Consider the following 26,133-nt stretch of genomic DNA (forward strand, 5'->3'; position numbering starts at 1 on the left):
GGCGACAGACCCCCGGTCGCTCACCGCCGGGGACCCTGCGGCGGGATAGGGTTGGCAGATCCGGATTCGCGCCTTCCCCGCGCGCCCGTTCGATCTTCCTGGAGGTACCGTGTCGGACTCGTTTGTGCATCTGCACGTGCACACCGAGTACTCGATGCTCGACGGTGCGGCGAAGCTCAAGGACATGTTCGCCGAGTGCGAGCGCATGGGCATGCCCGCTGCGGCGATCACCGACCACGGCAACATGTACGGCGCCTACGACTTCTTCAAGCAGGCGCAGGGTGCCGGGGTGAAGCCGATCATCGGCATCGAGGCGTACATGGCGCCGGACTCGCGGTTCAACAAGAAGCGCGTGCTGTGGGGTGACCCGGGACAGAAGGCGGACGACGTGTCGGCGTCGGGTGCGTACACGCACCAGACGATCTGGGCGCGCAACGCCGAGGGGCTGCACAACCTGATGAAGCTGTCCAGCCTGGCCTCCACCGAGGGGCAGCTGGGCAAGTGGCCGCGGATGGACGCGGAGCTGATCGCCGAGCACAGCGCCGGGCTGATGGCGACCACCGGGTGCCCGTCGGGTGAGGTGCAGACGCGGTTGCGTCTCGGCCATGAGAAGGAAGCGCTGGAGGCTGCTGCCAAGTGGCAGGAGATCTACGGCAAAGAGAACTTCTACATGGAGATCATGGACCACGGCATCGAGATCGAGAGCCGGGTCCGCGGTGGGCTGCTGGAGATCCAGAAGAAGCTCGACATCCCGTTCGTCGTGACGAACGACTCGCACTACACGTACCCGACGGACAAGGACACGCACGAGGCGCTGCTCTGCATCCAGACGGGCAAGACGCTGCAGGACCCGACGCGGTTCAAGTTCGACGGCACCGGTTACTACCTGAAGTCGCCGGACGAGATGCGGGCGGTCGACTCCAGCGACGCGTGGCAGGAGGGGTGCCGCAACACCCTGCTGATCGCGGAGAAGGTCGACACGACCGGCATGTTCGAGTTCAAGAACCTCATGCCCCGCTACCCGGTGCCGGAGGGGCTGACCGAGGACCAGTACTTCCGCGACGAGGTCTGGCGCGGCATGCACCGGCGGTTCCCGGACGGGGTCGACGAGGAGCACACCCGGCAGGTCGAGTTCGAGATCGGCGTCATCCTGCAGATGGGGTTCCCGTCGTACTTCCTCGTCGTCGCGGACTTCATCAACTGGGCCAAGTCCAACGGCATCCGCGTCGGTCCCGGCCGCGGTTCGGCCGCGGGCGCGCTGATCGCGTACGCGCTGGGCATCACCGACCTCGACCCGTTGCCGCACGGCCTGATCTTCGAGCGGTTCCTCAACCCCGACCGCGTCTCGCCGCCCGACATCGACATCGACTTCGACGAGCGCCGGCGCGGTGACGTCATCCGGTACGTGACGGAGAAGTGGGGCAAGGAGAACGTCGCCCAGGTCATCACGTTCGGCACCATCAAGGCGAAGGCGGCCATCAAGGACTCGGCGCGTGTCCTGTACGGACAGCCGGGCTACGCCGTCGCCGACCGGATCTCCAAGGCGATGCCGCCCGCCGTCATGGGCAAGGACATCCCGCTGTCGGGCATCTTCGACTCCTCGCACAAGCGGTACGCGGAGGCGGCCGAGGTGCGCGGGCTCTACGACACCGACCCGCAGGTCAAGGAGATCATCGACACCGGTCGCGGTCTCGAGGGCCTGATCCGCAACGCCGGTGTGCACGCCTGTGCGGTCATCATGTCCGCGGAGCCGCTGACCGACCACATCCCGGTCTGGATGCGCCCGCAGGACGGGTCGATCATCACGCAGTTCGACTACCCGACCTGCGAGACGCTCGGCCTGCTGAAGATGGACTTCCTCGGTCTGTCGAACCTCACGACCATCGACGACGCCCTGCGCAACATCGAGCTCAACGGCAAGGGCAAGATCGACATCACCGACGGCAACCAGGTGCCGCTCGACGACAGGAAGACCTACGAGCTGCTCGGCCGCGGTGACACGCTGGGTGTGTTCCAGCTCGACGGTTCGGCACTGCGCGACCTGCTGCGGTTGATGAAACCGGACAACTTCGAAGACGTCTCGGCCGTCATCGCCCTGTACCGGCCCGGCCCGATGGGTGCGAACTCGCACACCAACTACGCGCTGCGCAAGAACAAGCTCCAGGAGATCACGCCGATCCACGAGGAGCTCAGGGAGTCGCTCGCGGAGATCCTGGACACGACCTACGGCCTGATCGTCTACCAGGAGCAGGTCATGGCGATCGCGCGGAAGGTCGCGGGCTACTCGCTGGCCCAAGCGGACCTGCTCCGCCGCGCGATGGGCAAGAAGAAGAAGGAGATCCTCGACAAGGAGTTCGAGGGCTTCGAGAAGGGCATGCTCGACAACGGGTACTCGAAAGAGGCGATCAAGACCCTCTGGGACATCCTGGTCCCGTTCGCCGACTACGCGTTCAACAAGGCGCACTCCGCCACCTACGGTGTCATCGCGTACTGGACCGCGTACCTCAAGGCGAACTACCCGGCCGAGTACATGGCCGCGCTGCTCACCACGAACTCCGACAACAAGGACAAGTCGGCGATCTACCTCGCCGAGTGCCGGCGCATGGGCATCACGGTGCTCCCGCCGGACGTCAACGAGTCCGAGCGCGAGTTCGCCCCGGTCGGCAACGACATCCGCTTCGGTCTGGGCGCCATCCGCAACGTCGGCGCCAACGTCGTCGACGCGATCATCAAGGCGCGCAAGGAGAAGGGGAAGTTCGTCGACTTCTCCGACTTCCTGCGCAAGATCGACGCCACGGCCTGCAACAAGAAGGTCGTGGAATCGCTGATCAAGGCGGGCGCGTTCGACTCGCTCGGCCACCCGCGCAAGGGCCTGCACATGGTCCACGTCGACGCGGTCGACGCCGTGATGATCACCAAGAAGGAAGAGGCCAAGGGGCAGTTCGACCTCTTCGGCGGCGGTGACGCGGCGGACGAGGACATCGCGGGCGTCTTCGACGTCAAGATCCCGCAGGAGCAGTGGGAGTCGAAGCACCAGCTCGCCCTCGAACGCGAGATGCTGGGCCTCTACGTCTCCGGCCACCCGCTGAACGGCGTCGAGCACGTGCTGGAGTCCTATTCGGACGCCTCGATCGCCCGGATCCTGGAAGGCGACGTCTCCGACGGCACCCAGGTCACCATCGGCGGCATCCTCGCCTCGGTGATGCGCCGGGTGAACAAGAACGGCGAGTCGTGGGCGTCCGCCCAGCTCGAGGACCTCGCCGGTGGCATCGAGGTGCTGTTCTTCCCGAAGAGCTTCATGGTCCACGGCATGTCCGTGGTCGAGGACGCGATCGTGCTGGTCAAGGCTCGCGTGGCCAAGCGGGACGACCGCATCTCGCTGATCGCGAACGACCTGGTCGTGCCGGACCTGAGCGAGATCGGCTCGCGGGCGATGCGGCTGAAGATGCCCGCCACCAAGTGCCGGCCGGAGATCGTCACGCAGCTCAAGGACGTGCTGCGGGCGCACCCCGGTTCGACCGAGGTGCACCTGAACCTGGTGATCAACGCCTCCCGCAACACCGTGCTGAAGCTGGACGACGCGCTGCGGGTGGCGCCCACGCCGTCGTTGATGGGCGACCTGAAGGCACTGCTCGGGCCCGGCTGCCTCGGTTAGCGAGCGTTGCTCGAAAGTAGTGGCGAGAGATGTGTTAACGGGGTTAACTGGGTGGGGTGACGACACTCACCCAGTTGCCCGCCGACTACATCCAGAACCCGCACGAGGTGCACGCGTGGCTGCGTGCCGAGGGGCCCGTGCGCGAAGTCCTCATGCCGCGGGGACTGAAGGTCTGGCTCGTGACTCGTTACGAAGAGGCGAAGGTCGCCCTCACCGACCCCGGGATCAGCAAGAACGCCGCCGAGGGCGGTCATCTCTTCGACGTGCACTCCACCACCGGCGGTGCCCGGCGCGAGTTCAACCAGGCGCTGTCGGTCCACATGCTCAACATGGACCCGCCCGGCCACACCCGGCTGCGCAAGCTCGTGAACAAGGCCTTCACCGCGCGCCGCATCGAGCTGATGCGCCCGCGCGTCAACGAGATCGCGGCCGAGCTGATCGCGAAGCTGAACGACGGCGACGAGGTCGACCTGCTGGAGGCGTTCGCGTTCCCGCTGCCGATCACGGTCATCTGCGAGCTGCTCGGCATCCCGATCGACAACCGCGACGAGTTCCGCGAGTGGTCGAACACGCTGCTGTCGTTCGGTTCGAACGAGGACATCGTGCGCGCGTCCGGCGCGATGGCCCAGTTCCTCGTCGGCCACGTCGAGAAGGTCGCCGCGCAGGAGCCGGACGACACGTTCTTCTCCGCGCTCGTGCACGCCGACGACTCCGGTGACCGGCTGAACACCCAAGAGCTCGTCTCGATGGCGTTCCTGCTGCTCGTGGCCGGCCACGAGACGACGGTGAACCTAATCGGCAACGCCGTGCTGGCGCTGCTGAGGAACCCGGACCAGTTGCAGATCCTCAAGGACCGCCCGGAGCTCATCCCGGCCAGCGCCGAGGAGTTCCTGCGGGCCGAGGGACCGGTGAACCTCGCGACCTTCCGCTACACCAAGGAGCCGGTCGAGATCGGCGGCGTCACGATCCCCGCGAACGAGATCGTGCTGGTGTCGCTGGTGGCCGCGAACCGCGACCCGGAGAAGTACGAGAACGCCGACCAGCTCGACGTCACGCGGTCCGCGCAGGGGCACGTGGCGTTCGGCCACGGCATCCACTACTGCCTGGGCGCGCCGCTGGCCCGGCTGGAGTTCGACGTGGCGCTGACGCAGCTGCTGGCGCGGTTCCCGAACCTGACGTCGGCCGCCGAGCCGGAGACGCTGGAGTGGCGGGACAGCACGCTGATCCGAGGGCTGCACACGCTTCCCGTGCGTCTCGCTTAATCTTCGGCGGGTGGACGACCTGCTGAAGCTCGACCAGGCGCACGTCTGGCACCCGTACGGTCCGATGCCGGGCACCCAGGAGCCGTTGCTCGTCGAGTCGGCTTCCGGGGTCCGGCTCCGGCTCGCCGACGGCCGGGAGCTGGTCGACGGCATGTCGTCCTGGTGGGCGGCGATCCACGGCTACCGGCACCCGGTGCTCGACGCCGCCGCCACCGCCCAGCTCGGCCGGATGAGCCACGTGATGTTCGGCGGGCTCACGCACGAGCCCGCGATCCGCCTCGCGGCCAAGCTCGTCGAGATCACGCCCGCGGAGCTGCGGCACGTCTTCCTGTGCGACTCCGGCTCGGTGTCGGTCGAGGTCGCGATCAAGATGTGCCTGCAGTACTGGCGTTCGCGGGGCAGGCCGGAGAAGCACCGGTTGCTCACGTGGCGCGGCGGCTACCACGGCGACACGTTCAACCCGATGTCCGTGTGCGACCCCGATGGCGGCATGCATTCGCTGTGGCGTGGAATCCTGCCGCGGCAGGTCTTCGCGGACGCCCCGCCCGCCGAGATGGACACCGCGTACGTCCAGCACCTCGCCGACCTCGTCGAACAGCACGCCGACGAGCTCGCGGCGATCGTCGTCGAGCCCGTCGTGCAGGGTGCGGGCGGTATGCGGTTCCACGACCCCCGCTACCTGCACGTGCTACGTGAGCTCGCGTACACACACGACGTGCTGCTCGTGTTCGACGAGATCGCCACGGGCTTCGGCCGCACGGGCGAGCTGTTCGCCGCCGACCACGCGAACGTCAGCCCGGACGTCATGTGCCTCGGCAAGTCGCTGACCGGCGGGTACCTGACGATGGCCGCGACGCTGTGCACGTCGCGGGTGGCGGACGGGATCAGCAAGGGCGAGGTGCCGGTCCTCGCGCACGGGCCGACGTTCATGGGCAACCCGCTCGCGTCGGCGGTGTCGCTGGCGTCGGTCGACCTGCTGCTGTCGCAGGACTGGAAACGCGAGGTCAAGCGCATCGAGGACGGTCTGAAGGACGGTCTCGCGCCCGCACGCGCGTTGCCCACAGTGAAGGACGTGCGCGTGTTGGGCGCCATCGGTGTCGTGCAGCTGCACGAGCCCGTGGACATGGCGAAAGCCACAAAGGCCGCGGTCGACAACGGCGTGTGGCTGCGGCCGTTCCGCGACCTGATCTACACGATGCCGCCGTTCATCAGCACGGACGACGACGTCGCGGCGATCTGTCAGGGCGTGATCGCGGCGGCGAGCTGAGTGTCGGACGGCTCGACCAGGAACTCGCCGTTCGGCAGCACCACGACGGGGATGTTCTTGCGGCCGGAGATCTCGATCGCCCGGTCACGCGCCTCGTCGTCGTTCTCGACGTCGATGTAGGTGAACGGCACGTTGTTGCGGGTCAGCCACGACTTGGCCCGGCGGCAGTCGCCACACCACTCGGCGCCGTACATCACGATCGGTTGCTCACTCATGGGTTCACCCTATGTCTCGCCCCTGTTGGCTGAGGACACGCGGGGACGCCGCGTGCGCTCTGAGTACACGAAAGCTCCCCGCGTGCATTCAGCGGGTGACCGGCGGGTGACCGGCGGGGCCGTGCGCGGGCGACAAGCCCTAAGGTGAGTGCCTGTGAGCGTGCTGGTGATCACGGGAACTGGGACCGAGGTCGGCAAGACCGCCGTCACCGCGGGTATCGCGGCGCTGGCCAGGGCAGAGGGCAGACGGGTCGCGGTGCTCAAACCCGCGCAGACCGGTCTGCTGCCCGGCGAGCCGGGTGACGTGGCCGAGGTGGCGCGGCTGGCGGGTGACGTGACGACCCGTGAGCTGGCCAGATACCCCGATCCGCTGGCGCCGGCCACGGCCGCCAGACGGGCGGGCATGGCCACCGTCCACCCGAAGGACGTCGCCGCCGAGGTCACCCAGCTCGACGAGACGCACGACCTGGTGCTGGTCGAGGGCGCGGGCGGGCTGCTGGTGCGGTTCGACGAGAGCGGGTCCACCCTGGCCGACATCGCGTGGGCGGTGAACGCGCCCGTGCTGGTCGTGGCGCAGGCGGGGCTCGGCACGCTCAACGCGACCGCGCTGACGGCCGAGGCGCTGCAGCGGCGCGGCATCGAGTCGATCGGGGTCGTGGTGGGCAGCTGGCCGTTGCACCCCGACCTCGCGTCGCTCACGAACCTGGCCGATCTGCCGGAGGCAGCGGGTGGTCCGCTGCTCGGCGCGTTGCCGCAAGGTGTGACAAAACTCGGTTCTGTGGATTTCCTGGCGGTCGCCAAGAGATCGTTTTCACCGTGGTTCGGCGGGGAGTTCGACCCGGAGACGTTCGCGGCTCAGTTCGCGGTCCAGTGACCTACGTCGCTCCACGATGAAGGATTCAGTGAGGCAGACTGCTCGCCAGGCCACAGGAGGAGGAGAGACCGTGACCGCAGCTCCGGAACAGATCGACGTGCTCGACGAGGCTCGTGAGCAGGTGCTCGAACGAGGTGTCGGCCTGTCCGAGGCTCAGGTTCTCAAGGTCCTCGAGCTGCCCGACGACCGGATTCCCGAGCTCCTGGAGCTGGCGCACGAGGTGCGTGAGCGCTGGTGCGGGCCGGAGGTCGAGGTCGAGGGCATCGTCTCGCTGAAGACCGGCGGCTGTCCCGAGGACTGCCACTTCTGCTCGCAGTCCGGTCAGTTCCCGTCGCCCGTGCGGTCGGCGTGGCTGGACATCCCCGGCCTCGTGCGCGCCGCCCGGCAGACGCGGGAGACCGGCGCGACCGAGTTCTGCATCGTCGCGGCCGTGCGCGGACCGGACAAGCGGCTGCTCTCGCAGGTGCGCGACGGCATCAAGGCCATCCGCGAGGACGGCAACGACATCCAGATCGCCTGCTCGCTCGGCATGCTCACGCAGGAGCAGGTCGACGAGCTCGTGGCGATGGGCGTGCACCGCTACAACCACAACCTCGAGACCGCCCGCTCGCACTTCCCGAACGTCGTCACCACGCACTCCTGGGAGGAGCGCTGGGACACGCTGAAGATGATCCGCGACGCCGGCATGGAGGTCTGCTGCGGCGGCATCATCGGCATGGGCGAATCGCTGGCCCAGCGCGCGGAGTTCGCCGTCCAGCTGGCCGAGCTGGAGCCGGACGAGGTGCCGCTCAACTTCCTCATCCCGAACCCCGGCACGCCGTACGAGAACTACCCGGTCGTCGAGGGTGCCGAGGCGCTGCGCACGGTCGGCGCGTTCCGGCTGGCCCTGCCGCGCACGATCCTGCGGTTCGCCGGCGGTCGCGAGCTGACGTTCGGCGACCTGGGCGCGAAGCAGGGCATGCTCGGCGGCATCAACGCGATCATCGTCGGCAACTACCTGACGAACCTCGGCCGCCCGGCGCAGCAGGACCTCGACATGCTGGAGGAACTGTCGATGCCGATCAAGGCGCTGAGCCAGACCCTGTGATGATGACGACCGTGTTCTGTTCTTTCTGCGGCAAAGAGGAAGCTGACGGCGACCACGCGTTCTGCCGTCAGCGCCTGTCGATGATCGACCCGCCGCGGTACTGCTCGCAGTGCGCGCGCCGCATGGTCGTCCAGGTGACCCCGGACGGCTGGGCGGCGCGCTGCAGCCGCCACGGCGAGATCACCTCGGGTCGGTAGTAACCTCTCGCGAATGGACGAGAAAGCAGCCCCGGTTCGCATCGAACCCCTGCCGGAGCCGCCGTACGTCTACCACTACGTCCGGCCGCGGCCGAAGGTCGTGGTGAAGCGGGATCTGCTGCCGGGCCTGGTGGTGCTGCTCACGACGTTCGCGTTCGGGCTGCCCGCCGGGTACCTGTGGTCGTGGCTCGCCCCGGCCCAGCTCAAGATCGTGTCGGCGCAGGACAACAAGTTCTACCCGATCGGGGTGGAGAGCTATCACCGGCTCGACGCGCTGATGGTGTTCGTGCTGATCGGTCTCGGCGCGGGCGTGATCACCGGCATCGCGGTGTGGTTGCTGCGGCAACGGCGCGGTCCGGTGGTGATGCTGGCGATGACGGCGGGATCGCTGGCGGCGGCGTGGTTCGCGCAGTACCTCGGCGGGAACCTGGCCGCGGCCGCGTACCCGATGCCGTCGACGATCAAGCCCAACGACACCCTGCTCATCGCACCGTCGCTGGAGACGTGGTGGGGAGTGCTGGCGTGGCCTCTCGCGGCCGCCCTCGCCTACGGCTGCTGCGCCGCCTGGAACGGCCTGGACGACCTGGGCCGCCGCCTCGGCTGAGGTGGATGAAGGGCGCCTTCATCCACCTGAGGTGTAAGAAGGAGCCCTTCATCGTCAGCCGACGCGGTAGGCGAAGTCGGGCATGTCGGTGACGAACATCTGACCCGGCGCGTGCGTGATCGCGAACGGCGGCTTGGAGTTCATCAGCACCGCCTGCGGGGTCACGCCGCACGCCCAGAACACCGGCACGTCACCGGGTTCCGGCTCGACGGTGTCGCCGAAGTCCGGCTCGTGGACGTTCTCGATGCCGAACATCCGCGGATCGCCCGCGCCGACCGGAGCGCCGTGCACCGCCGGCATCAGCGCCGTCACCTTGTGCGCGATGTCCACAAGGGACTCCGGGATCCAGCGCATCGACACGACCATCGGGCCGTGCAGCCGTCCTGCCGGGCGGCACTGGACGTCCGTGACGAACATCGAGACGTTCTTGCCCTGATCCACGTGCCGCAGCGGCACACCGGCGCTCTCCAGCGCGGTCTCGAAGGTGAAGCTGCAGCCGATCAGGAACGTCACCAGGTCGTCGCGCCAGAACTCCGTGGCGTTCTCGGGTTCCGCGACGAGTTCGCCGTGTTCCCAGACCCGGTAACGCGGCGCGTGGGTGCGCACGTCCGCGTCCGGCTTGAGCGCGCTGACCGTCTCGCCGGCGTCCAGCACGTCGAGCACCGGGCAGGGTTTGGGATTGCGGTGGGTGAAGAGGAGGAAGTCGTACGCCCAGTCCTTGTCGATGGCGATCAGGTTGGCCTGCGCCTGTCCCGGTGCCTTGCCCGCTGTCGTCATTCCAGCTCCTTGTTGACCGTCTCCGGCAACCACAACAGCGCCACGACCGCGATCCCGTAGGCCGCCGCGCCGAACAGCATCGCACCGCCGATGCCCAGCCGATCGGCCATGAACCCGACCAGGCCGGGGAAAACGGCGCCGAACGCGCGCCCGAAGTTGTACGTGAAGCCCTGGCCGGTGCCGCGCAGGCGCGTCGGGTAGAGCTCCGAGAGATAGCTGCCGAACCCGCTGAAGATGGCCGACATGCAGAAGCCGAGCGGGAAGCCCAGGAACATCACCAACGTGTTGGCACCGTTGGGGATCTGCGTGTAGGCGACGATCAGCAACGCGCTCGCGGTGGCGAACAGCGTGAAGGTCTTCTTGCGCCCCAGGTGGTCCGTGAGATAGCCGCCGCTGACGTACCCGATCCACGCGCCGGTGATGAGGAACGCGAGGTACCCGCCCGTGCCGATGACCGTGAGCTTGCGGCCGGTCTGCAGGAACGCGGGCAACCACGTCGCGAGCGTGTAGTAGCCGCCCTGGACACCCGTGGCGAGCAGCGCGGCGAACACCGTGGTCCTGAGGGTGCCGCCCTGGAAGATCTGCGGGAACGTGCCCCTCTGGTTGGCGTGCGCCTTGGCCTCCGGCGCGTCGTCGACGTTGCGGCGCACGTAGAAGATGAGGATCGCGGGCAGCGCACCGGTCCAGAACATGATCCGCCACGACCAGCTCGGGCCGGCGAGCGAGGCGACCAGGGTGTTGATGACGACCGCGAGCCCCCAGCCGACCGCCCACGCGCTCTGGATGAACGCCACCGTGCGGCCGCGGTACTTCGGCTTGCAGTACTCGGCCACGAGGATCGCCCCGGCCGCCCACTCACCGCCGAAGCCCAGTCCCTGCAGGGCGCGGAACACCAGCAGGGTCTCGTAGCTCGTCGCGAAGCCGCACAGCACGGTGAAGAACGCGTACGCCGCGACCGTGATGATCAGCGTTCTGGAGCGGCCGAACCGGTCCGCCATGACTCCGGCCACCCCGCCGCCGATGGCGCTCATCAGCAGGGTGGACGTGCCCAGCAGCCCGGCTTCCGCCTTGGTGAGGCCGAAGTAGCCGGTGATCGCGACCAGGCTCAGCGGCAGGACCCAGTAGTCGTACGAGTCCAGCCCGTAGCCGCCGAACGCGCCGACGAACGCGCGCCTGCCCTTCTGGCCGAGACTGCGGAACCAGGCGAAACGGCCTGTGTCCTCGGTCGTGGTCGTGCTCATGGGACACCTCGCAGCGTGGTGGAGGAGTGCTTGGGTGTGATGTGGACCTCAGAGTAAAGATTGTTCAACAATCCCACAAGGCCACAATTCAACGATCCAGCGATCGGCGTATGGCTCAACACTTCCCGCTCGGCGGACGTCTGAACGGCGTGATCACCTCGGCGGGCGTCACCACCGTCGGCTGCCGCACCACGGGCAGCGGCCCCGGCCTGCGACCGTCGCGGACGTGGCGAAAGTGGCCGCACCGGGCCGGACGTGGGCTCAGGACCGGGGTCGAGGGGTCGTCCGCGCGGGTTCTTCAGTTCGGGTTCGGCACGTGCCCGAACTCGGTCAGCGGCACCGGAACGGCCTTCAGCGCGCTGAGAATCCCGGTCTCCCGGTGCAGCATCCGCCTGACCAACCGCAACCGCCGCGCCGGCGAGGTCTCCTCCAGCAACCGCTGCCGGTCCTCGACGGGCAGCAGGCAGTCCGCGGCGAGCAGGTACGACAACGCGCCCAGGTCGACGTCCTCGGCGGGCGGGGACCAGTCCTCGCGGTGCCAGGCCGCGCCGCAGTAGCGCTCGTGGGCCGCGCGGGCGCCGCGTTCCAGGATCGGCACGACCTCCAGCGCCGCCTCGGGCACGGGAGCGTCGTCCAGGTACTCGACGTGGCCGAGCAGGTACGGTGCGGTGGTTGAGTCGACGTCGAGCAGCCGGAAGCGGCGGACCCCGCGGGTGACGATGTCGAACCGGCCCTCCGGCAGCGGGCGGGCGTCGAGCAGGTCGGCGGAGCAGCCGATGTCCTTGAGGGAACCGACGTTGTCGGCGCCCACCTCCCAGCCCTCCTTGATGCACACGACGCCGAACGTGCGGCCGAAGAGCGAGCCGGTCATCAGGTCGACGACGAGTTGCCGGTAGCGCGGCTCGAAGATGTGCAACGGCAAAGACGCCCCCGGCAACAGCACCGTGCCCAGGGGGAAGAGCGGAAGCGTCTCGGCCACGCGTGCAACGTTACGGGTTGGCACTCCCGCCTGCTGGACGGCCGGATCCCGGCGGCCTCAGCACGGCGAACGGATCAGTCACTTTGATTCCCTTGGCGCTGAACCGGAACAGGGCGGCGGGCCGGCCGCCGGACGGGCCGGGGGGAGCGGTGCCGCCCGTGGGTTCCAGCAGCAACCGGCGGGACAGCACGCGCTGGAGGTTCGTCGCGGACACCCGGTAGCCGAGTGCGGCCGAGTAGTGGTCCCGCAGCAGCGAGATCGTGAACTCCGGTGGTGCCAAAGCGAAGCCGAGGTTGGTGTAGGACAGCTTCGAGGCGAGCCGGTGCCGGGCCCGGTGCACGATCGAGGCGTGGTCGAACGCCATCGGCGGGAGCGTGTCCACGCAGTGCCACTCGGTGTCCGCCGGCCGTGCCGGATCGGCGTCCGAAGGGACCAGTCCGAGGAACGCGGTCGCCACGACACGGGGGCCGGGCACGCGGTCCGGCGCGCTGAAAACGGCGAGCTGCTCGACGTGTGAGAGTTGTCGCACGTCGACTTTTTCGGTCAGCTGGCGGCGGATGGAGGTCTCCACGTCCTCGTCCACCCGCAGCTCGCCACCCGGCAGCGACCAGCGGTGAGCGTGTGGCTCCCGTGCGCGCTCCCACAGCATGACCTGAAGTGACGCACCTCTCACCCGCAGCACAGCTGCCAGCACTTCATGCCCCACGCCCGCCACTCGGCTGATACTATCGGCGACGTTTTCGACCAATAGGCGAAAACCTGGAACCGAGGAGGCAGCGATGGTCGCTACCGCAACTGTGGGGCGAACCGCGTCAGGTGTGTTCGGCGGAGTCGAGCCGGACGCGGCGTGGCGGGACGAGGTGTTGCGCCTCGCGAAGGAGCGGGACGCCGTCATCCTGGCGCACAACTACCAGCTGCCCGAGATCCAGGACATCGCCCACCACACCGGCGACTCCCTCGCCCTCAGCAGGATCGCCGCGCAGTCCGACGCGCAGACCATCATCTTCTGCGGCGTGCACTTCATGGCCGAGACGGCGAAGATCCTCTCGCCGGAGAAGACCGTGCTGATCCCGGACGAGCGCGCGGGCTGCTCGCTCGCCGACTCGATCACGGGCGCGCAGCTGCGCGAGTGGAAGGCGCAGCACCCCGGCGCGGTCGTCGTGTCCTACGTGAACACCACGGCCGAGGTGAAGGCCGAGACGGACATCTGCTGCACGTCGTCGAACGCCGTCGACGTGGTGCGCTCGATCCCGGCCGACCGCGAGGTGCTGTTCTGCCCGGACCAGTTCCTGGGCGCGCACGTGAAGCGCGAGACCGGGCGCGAGAACCTGCACATCTGGGCGGGCGAGTGCCACGTCCACGCCGGCATCAACGGCCCTGAGCTGGCCGAACGTGCCGCCGCGAACCCGGACGCCGACCTGTTCATCCACCCGGAGTGCGGGTGCGCGACGTCCGCGCTGTACCTGAGCGGCGAAGGCATCGTGCCGTCGGAGAAGGTCAAGATCCTCTCGACCGGCGACATGATCACCGCCGCCCGTTCGACGAACGCCCGCAAGGTGCTCGTCGCGACCGAGGTCGGCATGCTGCACCAGCTGCGCAAGGCCGCCCCGGAGATCGACTTCCGCGCCGTGAACGACCGCGCGTCCTGCACCTACATGAAGATGATCACCCCGGCTGCGCTGCTGCGCTGCGTGCGCGAGGGCCTGGACGAGGTGCACGTCGACCTGGAGACCGCGCGTCGCGCCCGGGGCGCGGTGCAGCGCATGATCGAGATCGGCCAGCCCGGCGGCGGTGAGTGATGGCCGCGCGCTGGGAGGCGCGGGCCGACCTGATCGTGGTCGGCACGGGCGTGGCGGGCCTGACGGCCGCGCTGCACGCCCGTGAGCTGGGGCTACGCGTTCTCGTCGTCACCAAGGCGGCAGGCGACGACGGCAACACCCGCTGGGCTCAGGGCGGCGTCGCGGTGGTCATGGAGGACCAGCACGACCCCGGTGACTCGGTCGCCCGGCACATCGAGGACACGCTGACGGCGGGCGCGGGTCTCTGCGATGCGGAGGCCGTCTCGGCGATCATTTCCGACGGGCCTGCTGCCGTGGCCCGGTTGCGCGAGCGCGGTGCCGTGTTCGACGCCCGGCCCGACGGGCTGCTGGAACGCACCCGCGAAGGTGGGCACAGCGCGTTCCGCGTCGTGCACGCCGGTGGTGACGCGACCGGTGCCGAGGTGGAACGGGCGCTGCTGAAGGCCACTGTGGACGGACGGGTTCCCCTGCTGGAGAACCACGTCGCGGTCGACGCGGTGAAGACGCCGCTGGGTGCGGTGGCCGGTCTGCTGGTGCTGGACGGCAACGGCGTACCCGGTGTGCTGACCGCGCCCGCGGTGCTGCTGGCGACCGGCGGTCTCGGCCAGATGTACCAGGCGACGTCGAACCCGTCCGTGGCGACGGGCGACGGGCTGGCCCTGGCGTTGCGGGCCGGGGCGCTGGCCGCGGACGTCGAGTTCATCCAGTTCCACCCGACGGTGCTCTACACCGGCCGTGGTGCTCGTGGCCGCTGCCCGCTCGTCACCGAGGCCGTCCGCGGCGAAGGTGCCGTGCTGATCGACGCGACCGGCGCGCGGGTGATGAAGGGCGTGCACCCGCTGGAGGACCTCGCCCCGCGCGACGTCGTGGCGGCCGCGATCACCCGGCACATGGCGTTGGAGCCCGGCGGTGTCGACGACCACGTGTTCCTGGACGCGACTTCGTTGCACGACATGGCTTCCCGGTTCCCGACCGTGCACGCGGCGTGCGTCTCGGTGGGCATCGACCCGGCCGTGGACCCGATCCCGGTCGCCCCGGCGGCCCACTTCGCCTGCGGTGGCGTGGTGTCCACCGTCGACGGTCGCACCGGCGTGACCGGCCTGTACGCCGTCGGCGAGGTGGCGCGAACGGGTCTGCACGGTGCGAACCGCCTGGCGTCCAACAGCTTGCTGGAAGGCCTGGTCTGCGGCACCCGTGCCGCCGAGGCCGTGGCCTCCGACCTCGCGCTCGGCCTGATCGCGCCGGTGCGCGCGGTCGACCCCGTGCTGCCGACCGCACCGGTCGCGGACCGGGACCTGCTCCAGCGCGTGATGTCCCGCTACGCCGCGATCGGCCGTGACGCCGAAGGACTCGCCGTCGTGGGCTCGGTGCTGGACGTGTCCACTGTGGACAAGCAGCTGGAGTCGCGGGAACTGGTCGAGGACGCGGCTTTGACCATGGCCGCCCGTGCCCTGATCGCGGCGGCGCAGGAACGCACCGAATCGCGCGGCTGCCACGTCCGCACGGACTTCACCTCGCGTTCCGAGGAGTGGCAACGCAGTCAGCTCGTCCGGCTCACCCCGACCGGCCAGCCGGTGCTGGCCGATCCTGTTCTCGCAGAGGGTGTCGCATGACCACCATTGATTGGGACGACGCGAACCGGGTCATCCAGCTCGCGCTGGAGGAGGACCTCCGTTACGGCCTGGACGCCACGACGCTGGCGACCGTGCCGGAGAAGGCCGTGGCGACCGCGGAGATCACCCCGCGCGCGGGCGGCGTGCTGTGCGGGGTCTCGATCGCCCGTGCGGCTTTCCAGCGCTACCTGCCCGAGGTCGAGGTGCTGTCCGAGGCGGTGGACGGCTCGAAGGCGGTGCCCGGCGAGCCCGCGCTGGTGCTGACCGGCCCGACCCGCGGCCTGCTCACCGTCGAGCGCACGGCGTTGAACCTGATCTGCCACCTGTCCGGCATCGCCACGCAGACCTCGCGCTGGGTCGACGCGATCGAGGGCACCGGATGCGCTGTGCGCGACTCGCGGAAGACGTTGCCGGGGCTCAGGCTTCTGCAGAAGTACGCGGTCAGGACCGGCGGTGGCGTGAACCACCGGATGGGCCTGGGCGACGCGATCCTGATCAAGGACAACCACGTCGCCGCGGCGGGCTCCGTCGGCGCGGCGATCCGCGCCGCCCGTGCGCACGCCCCGGAGCTGCTGATGGAGGTCGAGGTCGACAGCCTCGGCCAGCTCGACGAGGCGCTGGCCGAGGGCGCGGAACTGGTGCTGCTGGACAACTTCACCCCCGAGCAGTGCGCTGAGGCCGTCGCCAGGCGGCCGGCCGGAGTGAAGCTGGAGGCGTCCGGCGGGCTCACGCTGGACGTGGCCCGCCAGTACGCCGAGACCGGCGTGGACTACCTCGCGGTCGGCGGCCTCACGCACTCGTCGCCGTCACTCGACCTCGGCATGGACCTGCGCTGAAGGAGTACGCGGGGAGCTTTCGTACTCTCGTGCAGTACGAAAGCTCCCCGCGTGTGGTCAAGCGGGCGGCTGGTGGCGTTCGACGGCGACGTGCCGGACACCGGGGAAGTTCTGCACCCGGTGCCAGTCGGCGGTCCGCGAGCCGACGCCGTTGCTGCCGGCCGAGACGGCGTCCAGGTGGTCCTCCGCGCTGACCCACTCCGCGTAGTTGATGACGCGCTTGCCGTCGTCGCGGATGTGGAAGGCGGCGGAGATGCCACCGGGATGCGGGTTCGGCTCGCTCGCGAGGGCGGCGAACACGGAGTCGATCCACGCCCGCGCGGTGGCCTCGTCCTCGGTGCCGACGGTCACCAGGACGACGCAGCCGACCTCCTCGTCGCCGCTGGGGCCTGCGGATCGGTAGAGCGTGTAGCCGTCGAGCTCGGTGCGGCTGCGGACGAACGGGGGCAGGACTGGAAGAGTCATGCCCCCGATCCTGTGATCTCCAGCTGGCTCGAGGTCAAGCCCAGGCGAACCAGCTCCTCCTTCGGAACGAAGCTGCGGCCCCGCACCCCGGCGCTGTTCGCCGTCGATGATGGGCTCCTTCCCGCACCTGAGGCGGAGGAAGGAGCCCATCATCGAGCACCTGGCGCGCTGCGTTCGGGCGCGTAACGCAAAGAACTCCTGACCGGTGCTCAGCGCACGCGGACTCCCGTGATCTCGGGCCAAGCCGGGGTCGAGCTCACTCGAAGGAGCAGCCGGGGTTCGCCTCGTCACGCGACAACGGCGCACCGACAGGGTTCACGTACAGCACGTCGAGCACCATCGGTTCGGTGCCGAGGTTGCGCCCGATGTGCACCTGGTGCGGCTGCTCGATCAGCGTGTCGCCGCGGCGGTTCACGAAGTTCGTCGTGCAGTCGGACTCGGTGCGGGTCAGCACGCCCTGCTTCACCACGGCGTAGAGCGTGCCGTCGTGGTGGTGCCAGCCGGTGCTGCCGCCGGCGTCGATGGTGATCTCGCGGAGGACGTAGTCGCGGTCGCCGGCGGTCCACTGGGCGAGGATCTTGCCGGTGACGCCGCGCGAGGGCGTTGCGTTGGCGACGCCGGAGAACAACAGCAAAGCGGCCACTACGGCCGAAACGATGCGCATGAAGGTCAACGTAGCCGTCGGTTCGCCAGCACCGGCAGTACTTCGCGCGCTTGTTCCACCGACTTCGGGTCGATTTCCGTCACCACGACCTCCGGCTGGCCGGAGAGCTGCAGGACGACGTTGCCGAACGGGTCGGCGACGGTCGAGTACCCGATTCCGGTCGGTGCGGAGGAACCCAGTTCGCCGGGGTAGGCCTGGCCGCACGCCACCACCCACGACGTGCAGTCGAGCGCCCGCGCCCGCACCAGCAGCTCCCACTGCTCCTTCTTGCCCGGTCCGGCACCCCACGACGCCCCGACCAGCACCGCCGACGCGCCCTTGTCGGCCAGCGCCCGGAACAGCTCGGGGAAGCGGATGTCGTAGCAGGTGGCGACGCCCAGGGTCACCCCGTCCAGTTCGAAGGTCACCGGCTCGGAACCCGGCGCGACCGTGCGCGACTCCTGGAAACCGAACGCGTCGAACAGGTGGATCTTGTCGTAACCCAGGTGGAGGTCCGGTCCGGTCACCAGCATCGTGTTCGTCACGCGGTCGCCGGACGGGGTGAACATGCCCGCCACCACCACGACGTCGTGCGATGCGGCGATCTCGTGCACCGCGGCCGCCCACGGCCCGTCCAGGGGTTCGGCGACGGGAGCGAGCGGCACGCCGAAGCGGCACATCGTCGCCTCGGGCAGCAGGACGACCCGCGCGCCCTCGGCCCTGCGCACCGCGTCGCGGACCAGTTCCAGGTTGGACCTGGGGTCGGTGGTGGAGCTGATCTGACTCACAGCGATGCGCATGCGGATCACTGTAGGGTCCCCAACCGTGCGTCTCCCACTGCTCCTCGTCGTGTTGCTGGCCGTCGCGGGCTGCACCGAGACCGCCGCACCCCGCCCGGACGGTGGCACGAACGGCACGTCCATCGTGCTCGCCGACCGCGACGAGCCGACGACGCTGAACCCGTTGCTCGGCTACGGCGCGCAGGGCGTCTCGAAGATCTACGACGGGCTCGTCGAGCACCGCCAGGACGGTTCGCTCAAGCCGCAGCTCGCCGCGGACCTGCCGGAACCGGCCGCGGACGGGCTCAGCTGGACGGTCAAGCTGCGCGGCGACGTGAAGTTCACCGACGGCAGCACGTTCGGCGCGGAGGACGTCGTCGCCACCTACACCGCCGCGCTGCAGAACCCGGTCAAGGAGCGGTTCGGCACGCTCAAGGGCGTCGAGCAGGTCGACCCGTCCACGGTCCGCTTCACGCTGAACCAGACGCAGGAGGCGTTCCCGCACCTGCTCACCCTCGGGATCCTGCCCCGCGAGCAGGCCAGGCCGGACGGTCAGCCGATCGGCACCGGACCGTACAAGGTCACCGAGTGGAAGAAGGGCGACCGGCTGCTGCTGGACGCCAACGAGAGCTACTTCGACGGCGCGCCCAAGGTCAAGAAGCTGACCGTCGTGTTCGTCAGCGACGACAACCAGCGCGCGCGCCGCATGCGGGACGGCGAGTTCGACGGCACGGTGCTGCCGCCCAAGATCGCGACGCAGTTCACCGGCAAGTCGGACCTGGTCGTGCGGTACCACCGCAGCGCCGACTACCGCGCGGTGCGGCTGCCGTCGGCCAACCCGGTCACCGGCAACGCCGCCATCCGGCTCGCGCTGAACTACGCGTCGAACCGCCAGGGCATGATCGACAGCCTGCTCGACGGCAAGGGCACGATCGCCTACACGCCGGTGCCGGACGCGCTGGCCGAGGAGTTCGACCCGACCGCGAAGTTCCGCTACGACAAGACCGAGGCCGCTCGCCAGCTCGACGTGGCCGGCTGGGTTCCCGGCGCGGACGGCATCCGCGTCAAGGACGGCGTGCCCGCGCGCTTCACGCTGATGTACCCGCTCGGTGACGACCTGCGCGCCGACCTGGCCACGGCGTTCGCGGCGGACGCCAAGGCGGTGGGCGTGGACGTGCAGCTCGCCGGGCTGTCGTGGGAGGCGATCCGGCCGCGCATCGCCCAGGACGCGCTGCTCTACGGCGAGGGCTCGCCGTTCGACCCGGACCTGATGCTCTACGACCTGCGCGGTCAGGGCAGCCCGGCGGCCGACGCGGCGCTGGAGAACGGGCGCAGGCTCATCGACCCGGCACAGCGGGCGGTGGCGTACAAGCTCTTCCAGCAGGCGTTCGTCGCGGCACCGTCGATGGCCGTGCTGGTCTTCCCCGAGCACGCGTACGTGATGCGTGACTCGTGGAACGGCTATCAGCCCGTGGTCGACCCGAACTCCTACGGCGCGTTGGCCTGGGGTCCGTGGTGGAACCTGGAGAAGTGGGAGCCTAAGTAGTCCTGGCGTTGATCTCGCGGACGGCTCGCTGCGGGTCGTCCGCCCAGAACTCGACGCGCTCGACCCGCTGCACGCCGGTCTTGCCGAGGTTCACCAGCTGCGGCTCGTGGAACGGCACCGACACGTTCGTCCTGGTCAGCGACTGGATGACGAGCGAGTCGCCGATCACCTCGACGCTGCGCCGGCCTGTGTGGCTGCGCTCGGCGACCTGGGCCGTGCCGAGGTCCGCGGTCGGGATGCGCCAGTCGAAGAACCCCAGCTGGCGCAACCGCAGCTCGTCGTCGGAGATCGTGTGCGGCTGCTTGTGCAGGACGTAGAGAGCACCCACACACACGATGGTGTTCAGCACGCCGAGCACGATCAACGTGATGAGCAGCCACGGGATGTCCAGCGCAAACGCGACCAACGCGATCCCGACCGCCGTGATGATCAGGAACCGCCAGTACCGCGGCCGCATGCGCTTGCCGTAGGGGATCTCCACCATGGCGGTGAGCCTATTTCGTGGCAGAGTGCGGGCGTGAGCGACCTGATCTTCCTGGACAGCGCCGGTTCGTCGATCGCCCCCGCACCGGTGGTCGACGAGGTGGTCGGGCACCTGCGCAGGGAGACCGAGATCGGTGGCTACCGGGCCGCCGCCGAACGCCGTGACGACCTGGAAGCCGGCTACGGCGTGATGGCCGAGTTTTTCGGCTGCAAGCCGTCCGAGGTCGCGTTCACCGACAGCGCGACCCGCTCGTGGCTCACCGCCTTCGACGCCGTTGAGCTGCGGAAAGGTGACCGGATCCTGGTCACCGAGGTCGAGTACGGCGGCAACGCCGTGGCGATGCTGCGCCGCGCGGAGGAGACCGGCGCGACCGTCGAGGTGATGCCGTCCGACCGGTACGGGCAGCTCGACGTCGAGGCGCTGAACCTGGACGAGCGGGTCAAGCTGATCTCGCTCGTGCACGTGCCCACGAACGGCGGGCTGGTCAACCCGGTCGACGAGGTGACCGCGAAGGCCCGCGAGGCAGGCGCGCTGGTGCTGCTCGACGCCTGCCAGTCGACCGGTCAGCTGGACCTGCGCGGGTACGACTACGACATGCTCGTCTGCACGGGGCGGAAGTGGCTGCGCGGGCCTCGCGGCACGGGCGCGCTGGTCGTGCGCGACGAGGTCAGGAAGAAGCTGCGGCCGCGGCTGATGGACCACAGCGCCGCCGCGTGGGCCGCGCTCGACCGGTACGAGCCGCGCGACGACGCGCGGGTGTTCGAGCTGTGGGAGTTCAGCGTCGCCGACCGGCTGGGGCTGATCGCCGCCGCGCGGTACGCCCTCGACAGGGGCATGGACGTGATCGAGGCCGAGGTCGCGGACCGGGCCAAGCGCTTGCGCGACGGGTTGCGCGCCATCCCCGGCATCACCGTGCGGGATCTCGGCGAACGGCAGTCCGGCATCGTCACCTTCACGTCCGAGCACGTGCCCGCGCTGGAGCTCAAGGAACGGCTGTGGGCGCAGAACGTGGCCGTGACGGTGTCGCTGCGCGGGTCGACGATGATCGACATGACGAAGCGGGGCCTGGACGAAGTAGTGCGGGCCTCCCCGCACTACTTCGTCACACCTGAGGAGATCGACCAGGCCCTGGAGAGGATCAGCAGGTCTGCCCGATGACCCGCTTCACGCAGTCGGAGTACTGCAGGAACAGGTCGGTCGCCTGGTCGTTGCGGCTGGTCTGCGCGGCGATGACGTTGTCACGCGGGTAGAAGCCGTTGAGGCCGCCGCTGCTCGGGTACATCTCGAAGGTGTACGACCAGATCTTGTACTGGCCCCACATCCAGTCGTCGATGGTGCCGTCGGTGATGTAGAGGTCGCTCGACTGCTCGGGCGTGTAGCCGTTGGTGGCGGCCATCTGCTGGCCGAGCGTGCGGAACGCGCGTTCCTCGTTCGCGTCCAGGCCGGGCGCGGTGTTGTTGGTGGTCCAGCCGAACGGCCAGAGCACCAGCTCGGAGAAGGTGTGGAAGTCGAGGTTCGTCTTGATCTGCTGCACGCCGCCGACCACGCGGGAGTTCACGAAGTCGCGGACGCGGGCGGTCTCCGGCGCGGAGAACGCCGCCGTGCCGCGGTAGGTGTCCGACGACGTGCTGCCGCTGGATCCGCCGCAGCAGCCCCACTTGTAGCCCCAGTTGCGGTTCAGGTCGGTGCCGGGGCCCTGGCGGTTCTTGCGCCAGCCGCGGAACGAGCCGGACGCGATGTCGTACTCGGAACCGTCCGGGTTGACGCTCGGGATGACCCAGATCTCACGGGAGTCGACGAGCGCCTTGAGAGAGGCGTTCGACGCGTAACCGTCCGTGAGGCGCTGGATGAAGTGCAGGCACATCTCGACGGTCAGGTGCTCACGCGCATGCTGGTTGCACGTCACGATGACCTCGGGCTTGGCCTGGTCGACCGCGGGGTTGTTGCTGATCTTCAGCATCCACAGGTCGCGGCCTTCGTACGACTTGCCGATGCTGGAGAGCTTCGCGAGGTTCGGGTGGGCGGCGACGGTCTTGTCGAGCTCGGCCTTCATCTCGGCGTAGTTGTGGTAGCCGGTGTAGCCGGACGGGAAGTCCTGCGTCGTCACCTGACCGGGGACCGGGTCGGTGAAGTCGACCTTGCCGAGCTTCGCGAACTCGGCCTCGGCGTCACCGATGTACTTCATCGGCAACCCGGTCCTGCGCAGCGCACGGGCCTCCGCCGCGCTGGCGATCACGGTCACCGGACCGTTCGTGGTCTCGTCGATCAGGTCGGTGCCCGTGTAGACGACCTGCCTGAGCTGCTCGACGTTCCGCACGGTGATCTCGTAGACCGTGCGGCCGGAACCGGCTGCCTGGGTCGGGGCGCTCGTGCCCACCAGCAGCGGCAGGCTGAGTCCGAGCACTGCGGCCACGAGACCGCGGCGCTTGTTGAACATTGATCCTCCATCATCAGCAGGGGTTTACGACGGAGTTGTGCTCGACCGAGCGTGGCTGGGGTGTCACTCGCTGAGGTAGCGCCGTTCGCGGGCTGACGGTTGACAGAATTCGGCAGGAACTACCCTGTAGGGCATGCTCAGCCGCATCGACCTGCGAGGTCGCACCACGACCCCTGCTCAGTTGCGCGCCGTTGTGCCGCGCGCCGAGGTGGACGTGGACGCGGTGCTGCATCACGTGCGGCCGGTGGTGGACGCGGTGGCGGAGCGCGGCGTCGAGGCCGTGTTCGAGTACACCGAGAAGTTCGACGGCGTTCGTCCCGGTTCCGTCCGAGTGCCCGCTTCCGAGATTTCGTCCGCTTTGTCCTCGTTGGACCCGGCCGTGCGCGAGGCGCTGGAAGAGGTCATCGCGCGCACCCGGCGCGTGCACGCCGACCAGCGACGTACGGACACGACCACGCAGGTCGTGCCCGGCGGCACCGTCACGGAGAAGTGGGTGCCCGTCGCGCGCGTCGGTCTCTACGCGCCCGGTGGCCTCGCCGTGTACCCGTCGACGGTCGTCATGAACGTCGTGCCCGCACAGATCGCCGGCGTCGAGTCGCTGGTCGTGTGCTCGCCGCCGCAGGCCGAGTTCGGCGGTCTGCCGCACCCGGCGATCCTGGCCGCCGCCGCACTGCTCGGCGTCGACGAGGTGTGGGCCGCGGGTGGTGCGCAGGCCGTGGCGTTGATGGCGCACGGCGGCGTGGACACCGACGGTGGCGAACTGGCCCCGGTCGACATCGTCACCGGTCCCGGCAACATCTACACGACGGCGGCCAAGAGGCTGCTGCGCGGGCTGATCGGCATCGACTCCGAGGCGGGGCCGACCGAGATCGCGATCCTCGCGGACGCCACGGCCGACCCGGTGCACGTGGCCGCCGACCTGATCTCCCAGGCCGAGCACGACCCGCTGGCCGCGTCCGTGCTGGTGACGGACTCCGTCGAGCTGGCCGATCGCGTCGACGCCGAACTGGAGCGCCAGATCGGTGCGACGAAGCACCACGAGCGGATCCGCACGGCGCTGAGCGGCAAGCAGTCCGGGTGCGTGCTGGTGTCCTCCGTGGACGAAGGCGTCCGGGTCGTCGACGCCTACGCCGCGGAGCACCTGGAGATCCAGACGGCCGACGCACGTGAGGTGGCGGCGCGGATCCGGTCCGCCGGCGCGATCTTCGTCGGCGCGCACTCGCCGGTGTCGCTCGGCGACTACTGCGCGGGCTCGAACCACGTGCTGCCGACCGGTGGCTGCGCGCGGCACTCGTCGGGGCTGTCCGTGCAGACGTTCCTGCGCGGCATCCACGTGATCGAATACTCCGAGGAAGCACTGCGCGAGGTCGCGGACAAGGTCGTCGCGCTGGCCGACGCGGAGGACCTGCCCGCGCACGGGCAGGCCGTGACAGCGAGGTTCGCGCGATGAAGCCAGTCGTCGGCGCACGGGTGGAGCTTTCCGACCTGCCCCTGCGCGAGGATCTGCGCGGCCGCACGCCCTACGGCGCGCCGCAGCTCGACGTGCCGTACCGCCTGAACACCAACGAGAACCCCTACGCGCCGACGGACGCCCTCGCGGCCGACGTCGTGGCGGCGGTCGCGGAGATCGCGGGTGAGCTGCACCGGTACCCGGACCGCGACGCGGTGGCGTTGCGCGAGGACCTGGCGGCGTACCTGGCCGAGGCGACGTCGGTGCCGCTGACGGCCGAGAACGTGTGGGCCGCCAACGGGTCCAACGAGGTCCTCCAGCAGATCATGCAGGCGTTCGGCGGTCCCGGCCGCACGGCGCTGGGCTTCGAGCCGTCGTACTCGATGCACCCGATCATCGCCGCCGGCACCCGCACCGAGTGGGTGCCGACGCCGCGCCGCGCGGACTTCTCGCTGGACGTGGAGAAGGCCGCCGCGATCGTCGCCGAGACGCGGCCGGACATCGTGTTCGTGACGTCGCCGAACAACCCGACGGGACAGTCGATCCCGCTCGCGGACCTGCGACTGCTGATCGCGTCGTCCACCGGCATGGTCGTGGTCGACGAGGCGTACGCGGAGTTCTCCCCGCAGGAGAGCGCGATCAAGCTGCTCGACGAGTACGGCTCGCGGCTGATCGTCTCGCGCACGATGTCGAAGGCCTTCGCCTTCGCGGGCGGCCGGCTGGGCTACCTCGCCGCCGCGCCGGCCGTGGTCGACGCGCTGCAGCTGGTGCGGTTGCCGTACCACCTGTCGCAGCTGACGCAGGCGGCCGCGCGGGCGTCGTTGCGGCACGCCGCGGAGACGCTGGGATCGGTGGCGCTGCTCGCCGCCGAGCGCGACCGCGTCGTGGCGGCGCTGAAGGAGATGGGTTTCCAGGTCGTGCCCTCGGACGCGAACTTCGTGCTGTTCGGCTGGTTCGAGAACGCCCGCGAGACCTGGAAGTCCTATTTGGACCACGGCGTGCTCATCAGGGACGTCGGAATCACCGGTCACCTGCGGGTGACCATCGGAACGCCCGAGGAGAACGACGCCTTCCTCGCGGCCAGCAAGGAGGTCGGCCGGTGAGCCGTGTGGGCAAGGTGGAGCGCACCACCAAGGAGTCGTCGGTCTACGTGGAGATCGACCTGGACGGCACCGGCCAGGTCGAGATCAGCACCGGCGTGCCGTTCTACGACCACATGCTCACCGCGTTCGGCGTGCACGGCTGCTTCGACCTGATCGTCCGCGCGACCGGTGACGTCGAGATCGACGCCCACCACTCGGTCGAGGACATCGCGATCGTGCTCGGCCAGGCGCTGCGGGAAGCGTTGGGGGACAAGAAGGGCATCCGCCGGTTCGGCGACTGCTGGATCCCGATGGACGAGACCCTCGCGCACGCGGCGGTCGACGTCTCCGGCCGCCCCTACACCGTGCACCGCGGCGAGCCGGAGCAGTTCAACTCGTTCGTGATCGGCGGCAACTACCCGTTCGTGCTGAACCGGCACGTGTTCGAGTCGCTCGCCTTCCACGCCCAGATCGCGCTGCACGTGCGCGTCGAGTACGGCCGCGACCCGCATCACATCGCGGAGGCCGAGTACAAGGCGATCGCGCGCGCTCTGCGTGCGGCCGTCGAGCCGGACCCGCGCGTCGGCGGCATCCCGTCGACCAAGGGCGTGCTCTGATGCCGAAAGAGGTCGTCGTCATCGGCCTGCTGGCCCTCGCGGGCTTTCTGGCCGGTGGCGTCTACACCACGTGGAAGACCGCCAGGTTCATGGCGGTCATCCTGCTGGTGCTGATCGTGCTCGCGGTCGGCGGCGCGGTTCTCTGGCTCATCTGACCACCTGGCCCTGGCCGTCCTCGATGAAGGGCTCCTTGTTCCACCTCAGGTGGATGAATGAGCCCTTCA

26 protein-coding genes are annotated in these 26,133 nt (G+C 69.2%); 16 read left to right on the forward strand and 10 right to left on the reverse strand.

Annotated elements, in window-relative coordinates; genetic code table 11:
• Positions 1-109 precede the first annotated feature (109 nt).
• The 3 genes from dnaE to ABZV40_RS04290 all read left to right on the forward strand — a co-directional run bounded on the left by dnaE (position 110) and on the right by ABZV40_RS04290 (position 6,184).
• Positions 110-3,655 carry a DNA polymerase III subunit alpha gene (gene dnaE, locus ABZV40_RS04280; protein WP_355435522.1) on the forward strand — a complete coding sequence of 1,182 codons (3,546 nt, stop codon included), beginning with the start codon at positions 110-112 and terminating at the stop codon, positions 3,653-3,655.
• Between the two features lie 56 nt (positions 3,656-3,711).
• Positions 3,712-4,917 carry a cytochrome P450 gene (locus tag ABZV40_RS04285; protein ID WP_355435524.1) on the forward strand — a complete coding sequence of 402 codons (1,206 nt, stop codon included), beginning with the start codon at positions 3,712-3,714 and terminating at the stop codon, positions 4,915-4,917.
• 64 nt (positions 4,918-4,981) lie between these two features.
• Positions 4,982-6,184, forward strand: a complete 1,203-nt coding sequence (locus ABZV40_RS04290) for an adenosylmethionine--8-amino-7-oxononanoate transaminase (RefSeq protein ID WP_355435804.1) — start codon at positions 4,982-4,984, stop codon at positions 6,182-6,184.
• Here ABZV40_RS04290 and ABZV40_RS04295 read toward each other — a convergent pair.
• On the reverse strand, positions 6,157-6,399 hold the full coding sequence (locus tag ABZV40_RS04295) for a glutaredoxin family protein (protein WP_355435527.1): 243 nt from the start codon (positions 6,397-6,399) through the stop codon (positions 6,157-6,159). The genes ABZV40_RS04290 and ABZV40_RS04295 overlap by 28 nt on opposite strands.
• A gap of 154 nt (positions 6,400-6,553) precedes the next feature.
• On the opposite strand from ABZV40_RS04295, the gene bioD reads away from it, so the two are divergent.
• From bioD to ABZV40_RS04315, 4 genes are all read left to right on the forward strand, one after another.
• The gene (bioD, locus tag ABZV40_RS04300) at positions 6,554-7,273 is read left to right on the forward strand and encodes a dethiobiotin synthase (protein WP_355435530.1); all 720 of its coding nucleotides are present in this window, start codon (positions 6,554-6,556) and stop codon (positions 7,271-7,273) included.
• A 70-nt stretch (positions 7,274-7,343) separates the two neighbouring features.
• Positions 7,344-8,360 (forward strand): biotin synthase BioB, encoded by a 1,017-nt coding sequence (bioB, locus tag ABZV40_RS04305; protein WP_355435533.1) that lies wholly within the window; start codon positions 7,344-7,346, stop codon positions 8,358-8,360.
• 2 nt (positions 8,361-8,362) lie between these two features.
• Positions 8,363-8,557, forward strand: coding sequence for a hypothetical protein (locus ABZV40_RS04310; protein ID WP_355435536.1), 195 nt, complete (start codon positions 8,363-8,365; stop codon positions 8,555-8,557).
• Positions 8,558-8,570: 13 nt separating this feature from the next.
• A complete protein-coding gene (locus tag ABZV40_RS04315) occupies positions 8,571-9,161 on the forward strand; it encodes a DUF2567 domain-containing protein (RefSeq protein WP_355435539.1) in 591 nt (196 codons plus the stop codon).
• 54 nt (positions 9,162-9,215) lie between these two features.
• Here ABZV40_RS04315 and ABZV40_RS04320 read toward each other — a convergent pair whose 3' ends face one another.
• The 4 genes from ABZV40_RS04320 to ABZV40_RS04335 form a co-directional block, all read right to left on the reverse strand.
• Positions 9,216-9,938: a putative hydro-lyase gene (locus tag ABZV40_RS04320; protein WP_355435542.1), complete on the reverse strand. Its 723-nt coding sequence runs from the start codon at positions 9,936-9,938 to the stop codon at positions 9,216-9,218.
• Positions 9,935-11,179: an MFS transporter gene (locus tag ABZV40_RS04325; protein ID WP_355435545.1), complete on the reverse strand. Its 1,245-nt coding sequence runs from the start codon at positions 11,177-11,179 to the stop codon at positions 9,935-9,937. The genes ABZV40_RS04320 and ABZV40_RS04325 overlap by 4 nt, the downstream gene beginning before the upstream one ends.
• Before the next feature lie 298 nt (positions 11,180-11,477).
• Positions 11,478-12,158 carry an LON peptidase substrate-binding domain-containing protein gene (locus tag ABZV40_RS04330; protein WP_355435548.1) on the reverse strand — a complete coding sequence of 227 codons (681 nt, stop codon included), beginning with the start codon at positions 12,156-12,158 and terminating at the stop codon, positions 11,478-11,480.
• Between the two features lie 10 nt (positions 12,159-12,168).
• A complete protein-coding gene (locus ABZV40_RS04335) occupies positions 12,169-12,837 on the reverse strand; it encodes an NUDIX domain-containing protein (protein WP_355435806.1) in 669 nt (222 codons plus the stop codon).
• Between the two features lie 100 nt (positions 12,838-12,937).
• Between ABZV40_RS04335 and nadA the strand changes: the two genes are divergently transcribed.
• Genes nadA through nadC form a run of 3 tightly spaced genes read left to right on the forward strand, consistent with a single transcriptional unit; the run spans position 12,938 to position 16,406 of the window.
• Positions 12,938-13,957, forward strand: a complete 1,020-nt coding sequence (nadA, locus tag ABZV40_RS04340; RefSeq protein WP_355435551.1) for a quinolinate synthase NadA — start codon at positions 12,938-12,940, stop codon at positions 13,955-13,957.
• Positions 13,957-15,570 (forward strand): L-aspartate oxidase, encoded by a 1,614-nt coding sequence (locus tag ABZV40_RS04345; protein WP_355435554.1) that lies wholly within the window; start codon positions 13,957-13,959, stop codon positions 15,568-15,570. The genes nadA and ABZV40_RS04345 overlap by 1 nt, the downstream gene beginning before the upstream one ends.
• Positions 15,567-16,406: a carboxylating nicotinate-nucleotide diphosphorylase gene (gene nadC, locus ABZV40_RS04350; RefSeq protein ID WP_355435557.1), complete on the forward strand. Its 840-nt coding sequence runs from the start codon at positions 15,567-15,569 to the stop codon at positions 16,404-16,406. Before ABZV40_RS04345 ends, nadC begins: the two co-directional genes overlap by 4 nt.
• A 57-nt stretch (positions 16,407-16,463) precedes the next feature.
• Here the strand turns inward: nadC and ABZV40_RS04355 are convergent, their stop codons facing one another.
• The 3 genes from ABZV40_RS04355 to ABZV40_RS04365 form a co-directional block, all read right to left on the reverse strand.
• Entirely contained in the window at positions 16,464-16,871 is a 408-nt protein-coding gene (locus ABZV40_RS04355) for a hypothetical protein (protein WP_355435560.1), read from the reverse strand.
• 256 nt (positions 16,872-17,127) lie between these two features.
• Entirely contained in the window at positions 17,128-17,535 is a 408-nt protein-coding gene (locus ABZV40_RS04360) for a cupin domain-containing protein (RefSeq protein WP_355435563.1), read from the reverse strand.
• Between the two features lie 5 nt (positions 17,536-17,540).
• Positions 17,541-18,314 carry a carbon-nitrogen hydrolase family protein gene (locus ABZV40_RS04365; protein ID WP_355435566.1) on the reverse strand — a complete coding sequence of 258 codons (774 nt, stop codon included), beginning with the start codon at positions 18,312-18,314 and terminating at the stop codon, positions 17,541-17,543.
• Between the two features lie 25 nt (positions 18,315-18,339).
• Between ABZV40_RS04365 and ABZV40_RS04370 the strand changes: the two genes are divergently transcribed.
• Positions 18,340-19,839 (forward strand): ABC transporter substrate-binding protein, encoded by a 1,500-nt coding sequence (locus tag ABZV40_RS04370; RefSeq protein WP_355435568.1) that lies wholly within the window; start codon positions 18,340-18,342, stop codon positions 19,837-19,839.
• Here the strand turns inward: ABZV40_RS04370 and ABZV40_RS04375 are convergent.
• Positions 19,832-20,323 carry a hypothetical protein gene (locus ABZV40_RS04375; RefSeq protein ID WP_355435571.1) on the reverse strand — a complete coding sequence of 164 codons (492 nt, stop codon included), beginning with the start codon at positions 20,321-20,323 and terminating at the stop codon, positions 19,832-19,834. The two genes, ABZV40_RS04370 and ABZV40_RS04375, sit on opposite strands and share 8 nt — an antisense overlap.
• Before the next feature lie 33 nt (positions 20,324-20,356).
• Here ABZV40_RS04375 and ABZV40_RS04380 point away from each other — a divergent pair, with 33 nt between their 5' ends.
• Positions 20,357-21,481 (forward strand): aminotransferase class V-fold PLP-dependent enzyme, encoded by a 1,125-nt coding sequence (locus ABZV40_RS04380; RefSeq protein ID WP_355435574.1) that lies wholly within the window; start codon positions 20,357-20,359, stop codon positions 21,479-21,481.
• Here ABZV40_RS04380 and ABZV40_RS04385 read toward each other — a convergent pair.
• Positions 21,462-22,760, reverse strand: a complete 1,299-nt coding sequence (locus ABZV40_RS04385) for a M14 family metallopeptidase (protein WP_355435577.1) — start codon at positions 22,758-22,760, stop codon at positions 21,462-21,464. The two genes, ABZV40_RS04380 and ABZV40_RS04385, sit on opposite strands and share 20 nt — an antisense overlap.
• A gap of 133 nt (positions 22,761-22,893) precedes the next feature.
• On the opposite strand from ABZV40_RS04385, the gene hisD reads away from it, so the two are divergent.
• Genes hisD through ABZV40_RS04405 form a run of 4 tightly spaced genes read left to right on the forward strand, consistent with a single transcriptional unit; the run spans position 22,894 to position 26,064 of the window.
• Positions 22,894-24,210 carry a histidinol dehydrogenase gene (gene hisD, locus ABZV40_RS04390; protein ID WP_355435580.1) on the forward strand — a complete coding sequence of 439 codons (1,317 nt, stop codon included), beginning with the start codon at positions 22,894-22,896 and terminating at the stop codon, positions 24,208-24,210.
• On the forward strand, positions 24,207-25,313 hold the full coding sequence (locus tag ABZV40_RS04395) for a histidinol-phosphate transaminase (protein WP_355435583.1): 1,107 nt from the start codon (positions 24,207-24,209) through the stop codon (positions 25,311-25,313). Before hisD ends, ABZV40_RS04395 begins: the two co-directional genes overlap by 4 nt.
• A complete protein-coding gene (gene hisB / locus ABZV40_RS04400; protein WP_112273084.1) occupies positions 25,310-25,909 on the forward strand; it encodes an imidazoleglycerol-phosphate dehydratase HisB in 600 nt (199 codons plus the stop codon). The genes ABZV40_RS04395 and hisB overlap by 4 nt, the downstream gene beginning before the upstream one ends.
• Positions 25,909-26,064, forward strand: a complete 156-nt coding sequence (locus ABZV40_RS04405; protein ID WP_355435586.1) for a hypothetical protein — start codon at positions 25,909-25,911, stop codon at positions 26,062-26,064. The genes hisB and ABZV40_RS04405 overlap by 1 nt, the downstream gene beginning before the upstream one ends.
• Positions 26,065-26,133: the final 69 nt, after the last annotated feature.

The sequence above is a fragment of the Lentzea sp. NPDC004782 genome, assembly GCF_040609115.1.
Taxonomy (GTDB): domain Bacteria; phylum Actinomycetota; class Actinomycetes; order Mycobacteriales; family Pseudonocardiaceae; genus Lentzea.

What these genes read in the sequence shown, in the direction of transcription:
- ABZV40_RS04365 (WP_355435566.1), bottom strand. Translation starts at nt 18,314, where the DNA reads ATGCGCATCGCTGTGAGTCAGATCAGCTCCACCACCGACCCCAGGTCC.
- hisD (WP_355435580.1), top strand. Translation starts at nt 22,894, where the DNA reads ATGCTCAGCCGCATCGACCTGCGAGGTCGCACCACGACCCCTGCTCAG.
- ABZV40_RS04405 (WP_355435586.1), top strand. Translation starts at nt 25,909, where the DNA reads ATGCCGAAAGAGGTCGTCGTCATCGGCCTGCTGGCCCTCGCGGGCTTT.
- ABZV40_RS04375 (WP_355435571.1), bottom strand. Translation starts at nt 20,323, where the DNA reads ATGGTGGAGATCCCCTACGGCAAGCGCATGCGGCCGCGGTACTGGCGG.
- ABZV40_RS04310 (WP_355435536.1), top strand. Translation starts at nt 8,363, where the DNA reads ATGACGACCGTGTTCTGTTCTTTCTGCGGCAAAGAGGAAGCTGACGGC.
- ABZV40_RS04345 (WP_355435554.1), top strand. Translation starts at nt 13,957, where the DNA reads ATGGCCGCGCGCTGGGAGGCGCGGGCCGACCTGATCGTGGTCGGCACG.
- ABZV40_RS04395 (WP_355435583.1), top strand. Translation starts at nt 24,207, where the DNA reads ATGAAGCCAGTCGTCGGCGCACGGGTGGAGCTTTCCGACCTGCCCCTG.
- nadC (WP_355435557.1), top strand. Translation starts at nt 15,567, where the DNA reads ATGACCACCATTGATTGGGACGACGCGAACCGGGTCATCCAGCTCGCG.
- ABZV40_RS04320 (WP_355435542.1), bottom strand. Translation starts at nt 9,938, where the DNA reads ATGACGACAGCGGGCAAGGCACCGGGACAGGCGCAGGCCAACCTGATC.
- ABZV40_RS04360 (WP_355435563.1), bottom strand. Translation starts at nt 17,535, where the DNA reads ATGCGCATCGTTTCGGCCGTAGTGGCCGCTTTGCTGTTGTTCTCCGGC.
- ABZV40_RS04295 (WP_355435527.1), bottom strand. Translation starts at nt 6,399, where the DNA reads ATGAGTGAGCAACCGATCGTGATGTACGGCGCCGAGTGGTGTGGCGAC.
- ABZV40_RS04315 (WP_355435539.1), top strand. Translation starts at nt 8,571, where the DNA reads ATGGACGAGAAAGCAGCCCCGGTTCGCATCGAACCCCTGCCGGAGCCG.
- ABZV40_RS04325 (WP_355435545.1), bottom strand. Translation starts at nt 11,179, where the DNA reads ATGAGCACGACCACGACCGAGGACACAGGCCGTTTCGCCTGGTTCCGC.
- nadA (WP_355435551.1), top strand. Translation starts at nt 12,938, where the DNA reads ATGGTCGCTACCGCAACTGTGGGGCGAACCGCGTCAGGTGTGTTCGGC.
- ABZV40_RS04385 (WP_355435577.1), bottom strand. Translation starts at nt 22,760, where the DNA reads ATGTTCAACAAGCGCCGCGGTCTCGTGGCCGCAGTGCTCGGACTCAGC.
- ABZV40_RS04290 (WP_355435804.1), top strand. Translation starts at nt 4,982, where the DNA reads ATGCCGGGCACCCAGGAGCCGTTGCTCGTCGAGTCGGCTTCCGGGGTC.
- ABZV40_RS04355 (WP_355435560.1), bottom strand. Translation starts at nt 16,871, where the DNA reads ATGACTCTTCCAGTCCTGCCCCCGTTCGTCCGCAGCCGCACCGAGCTC.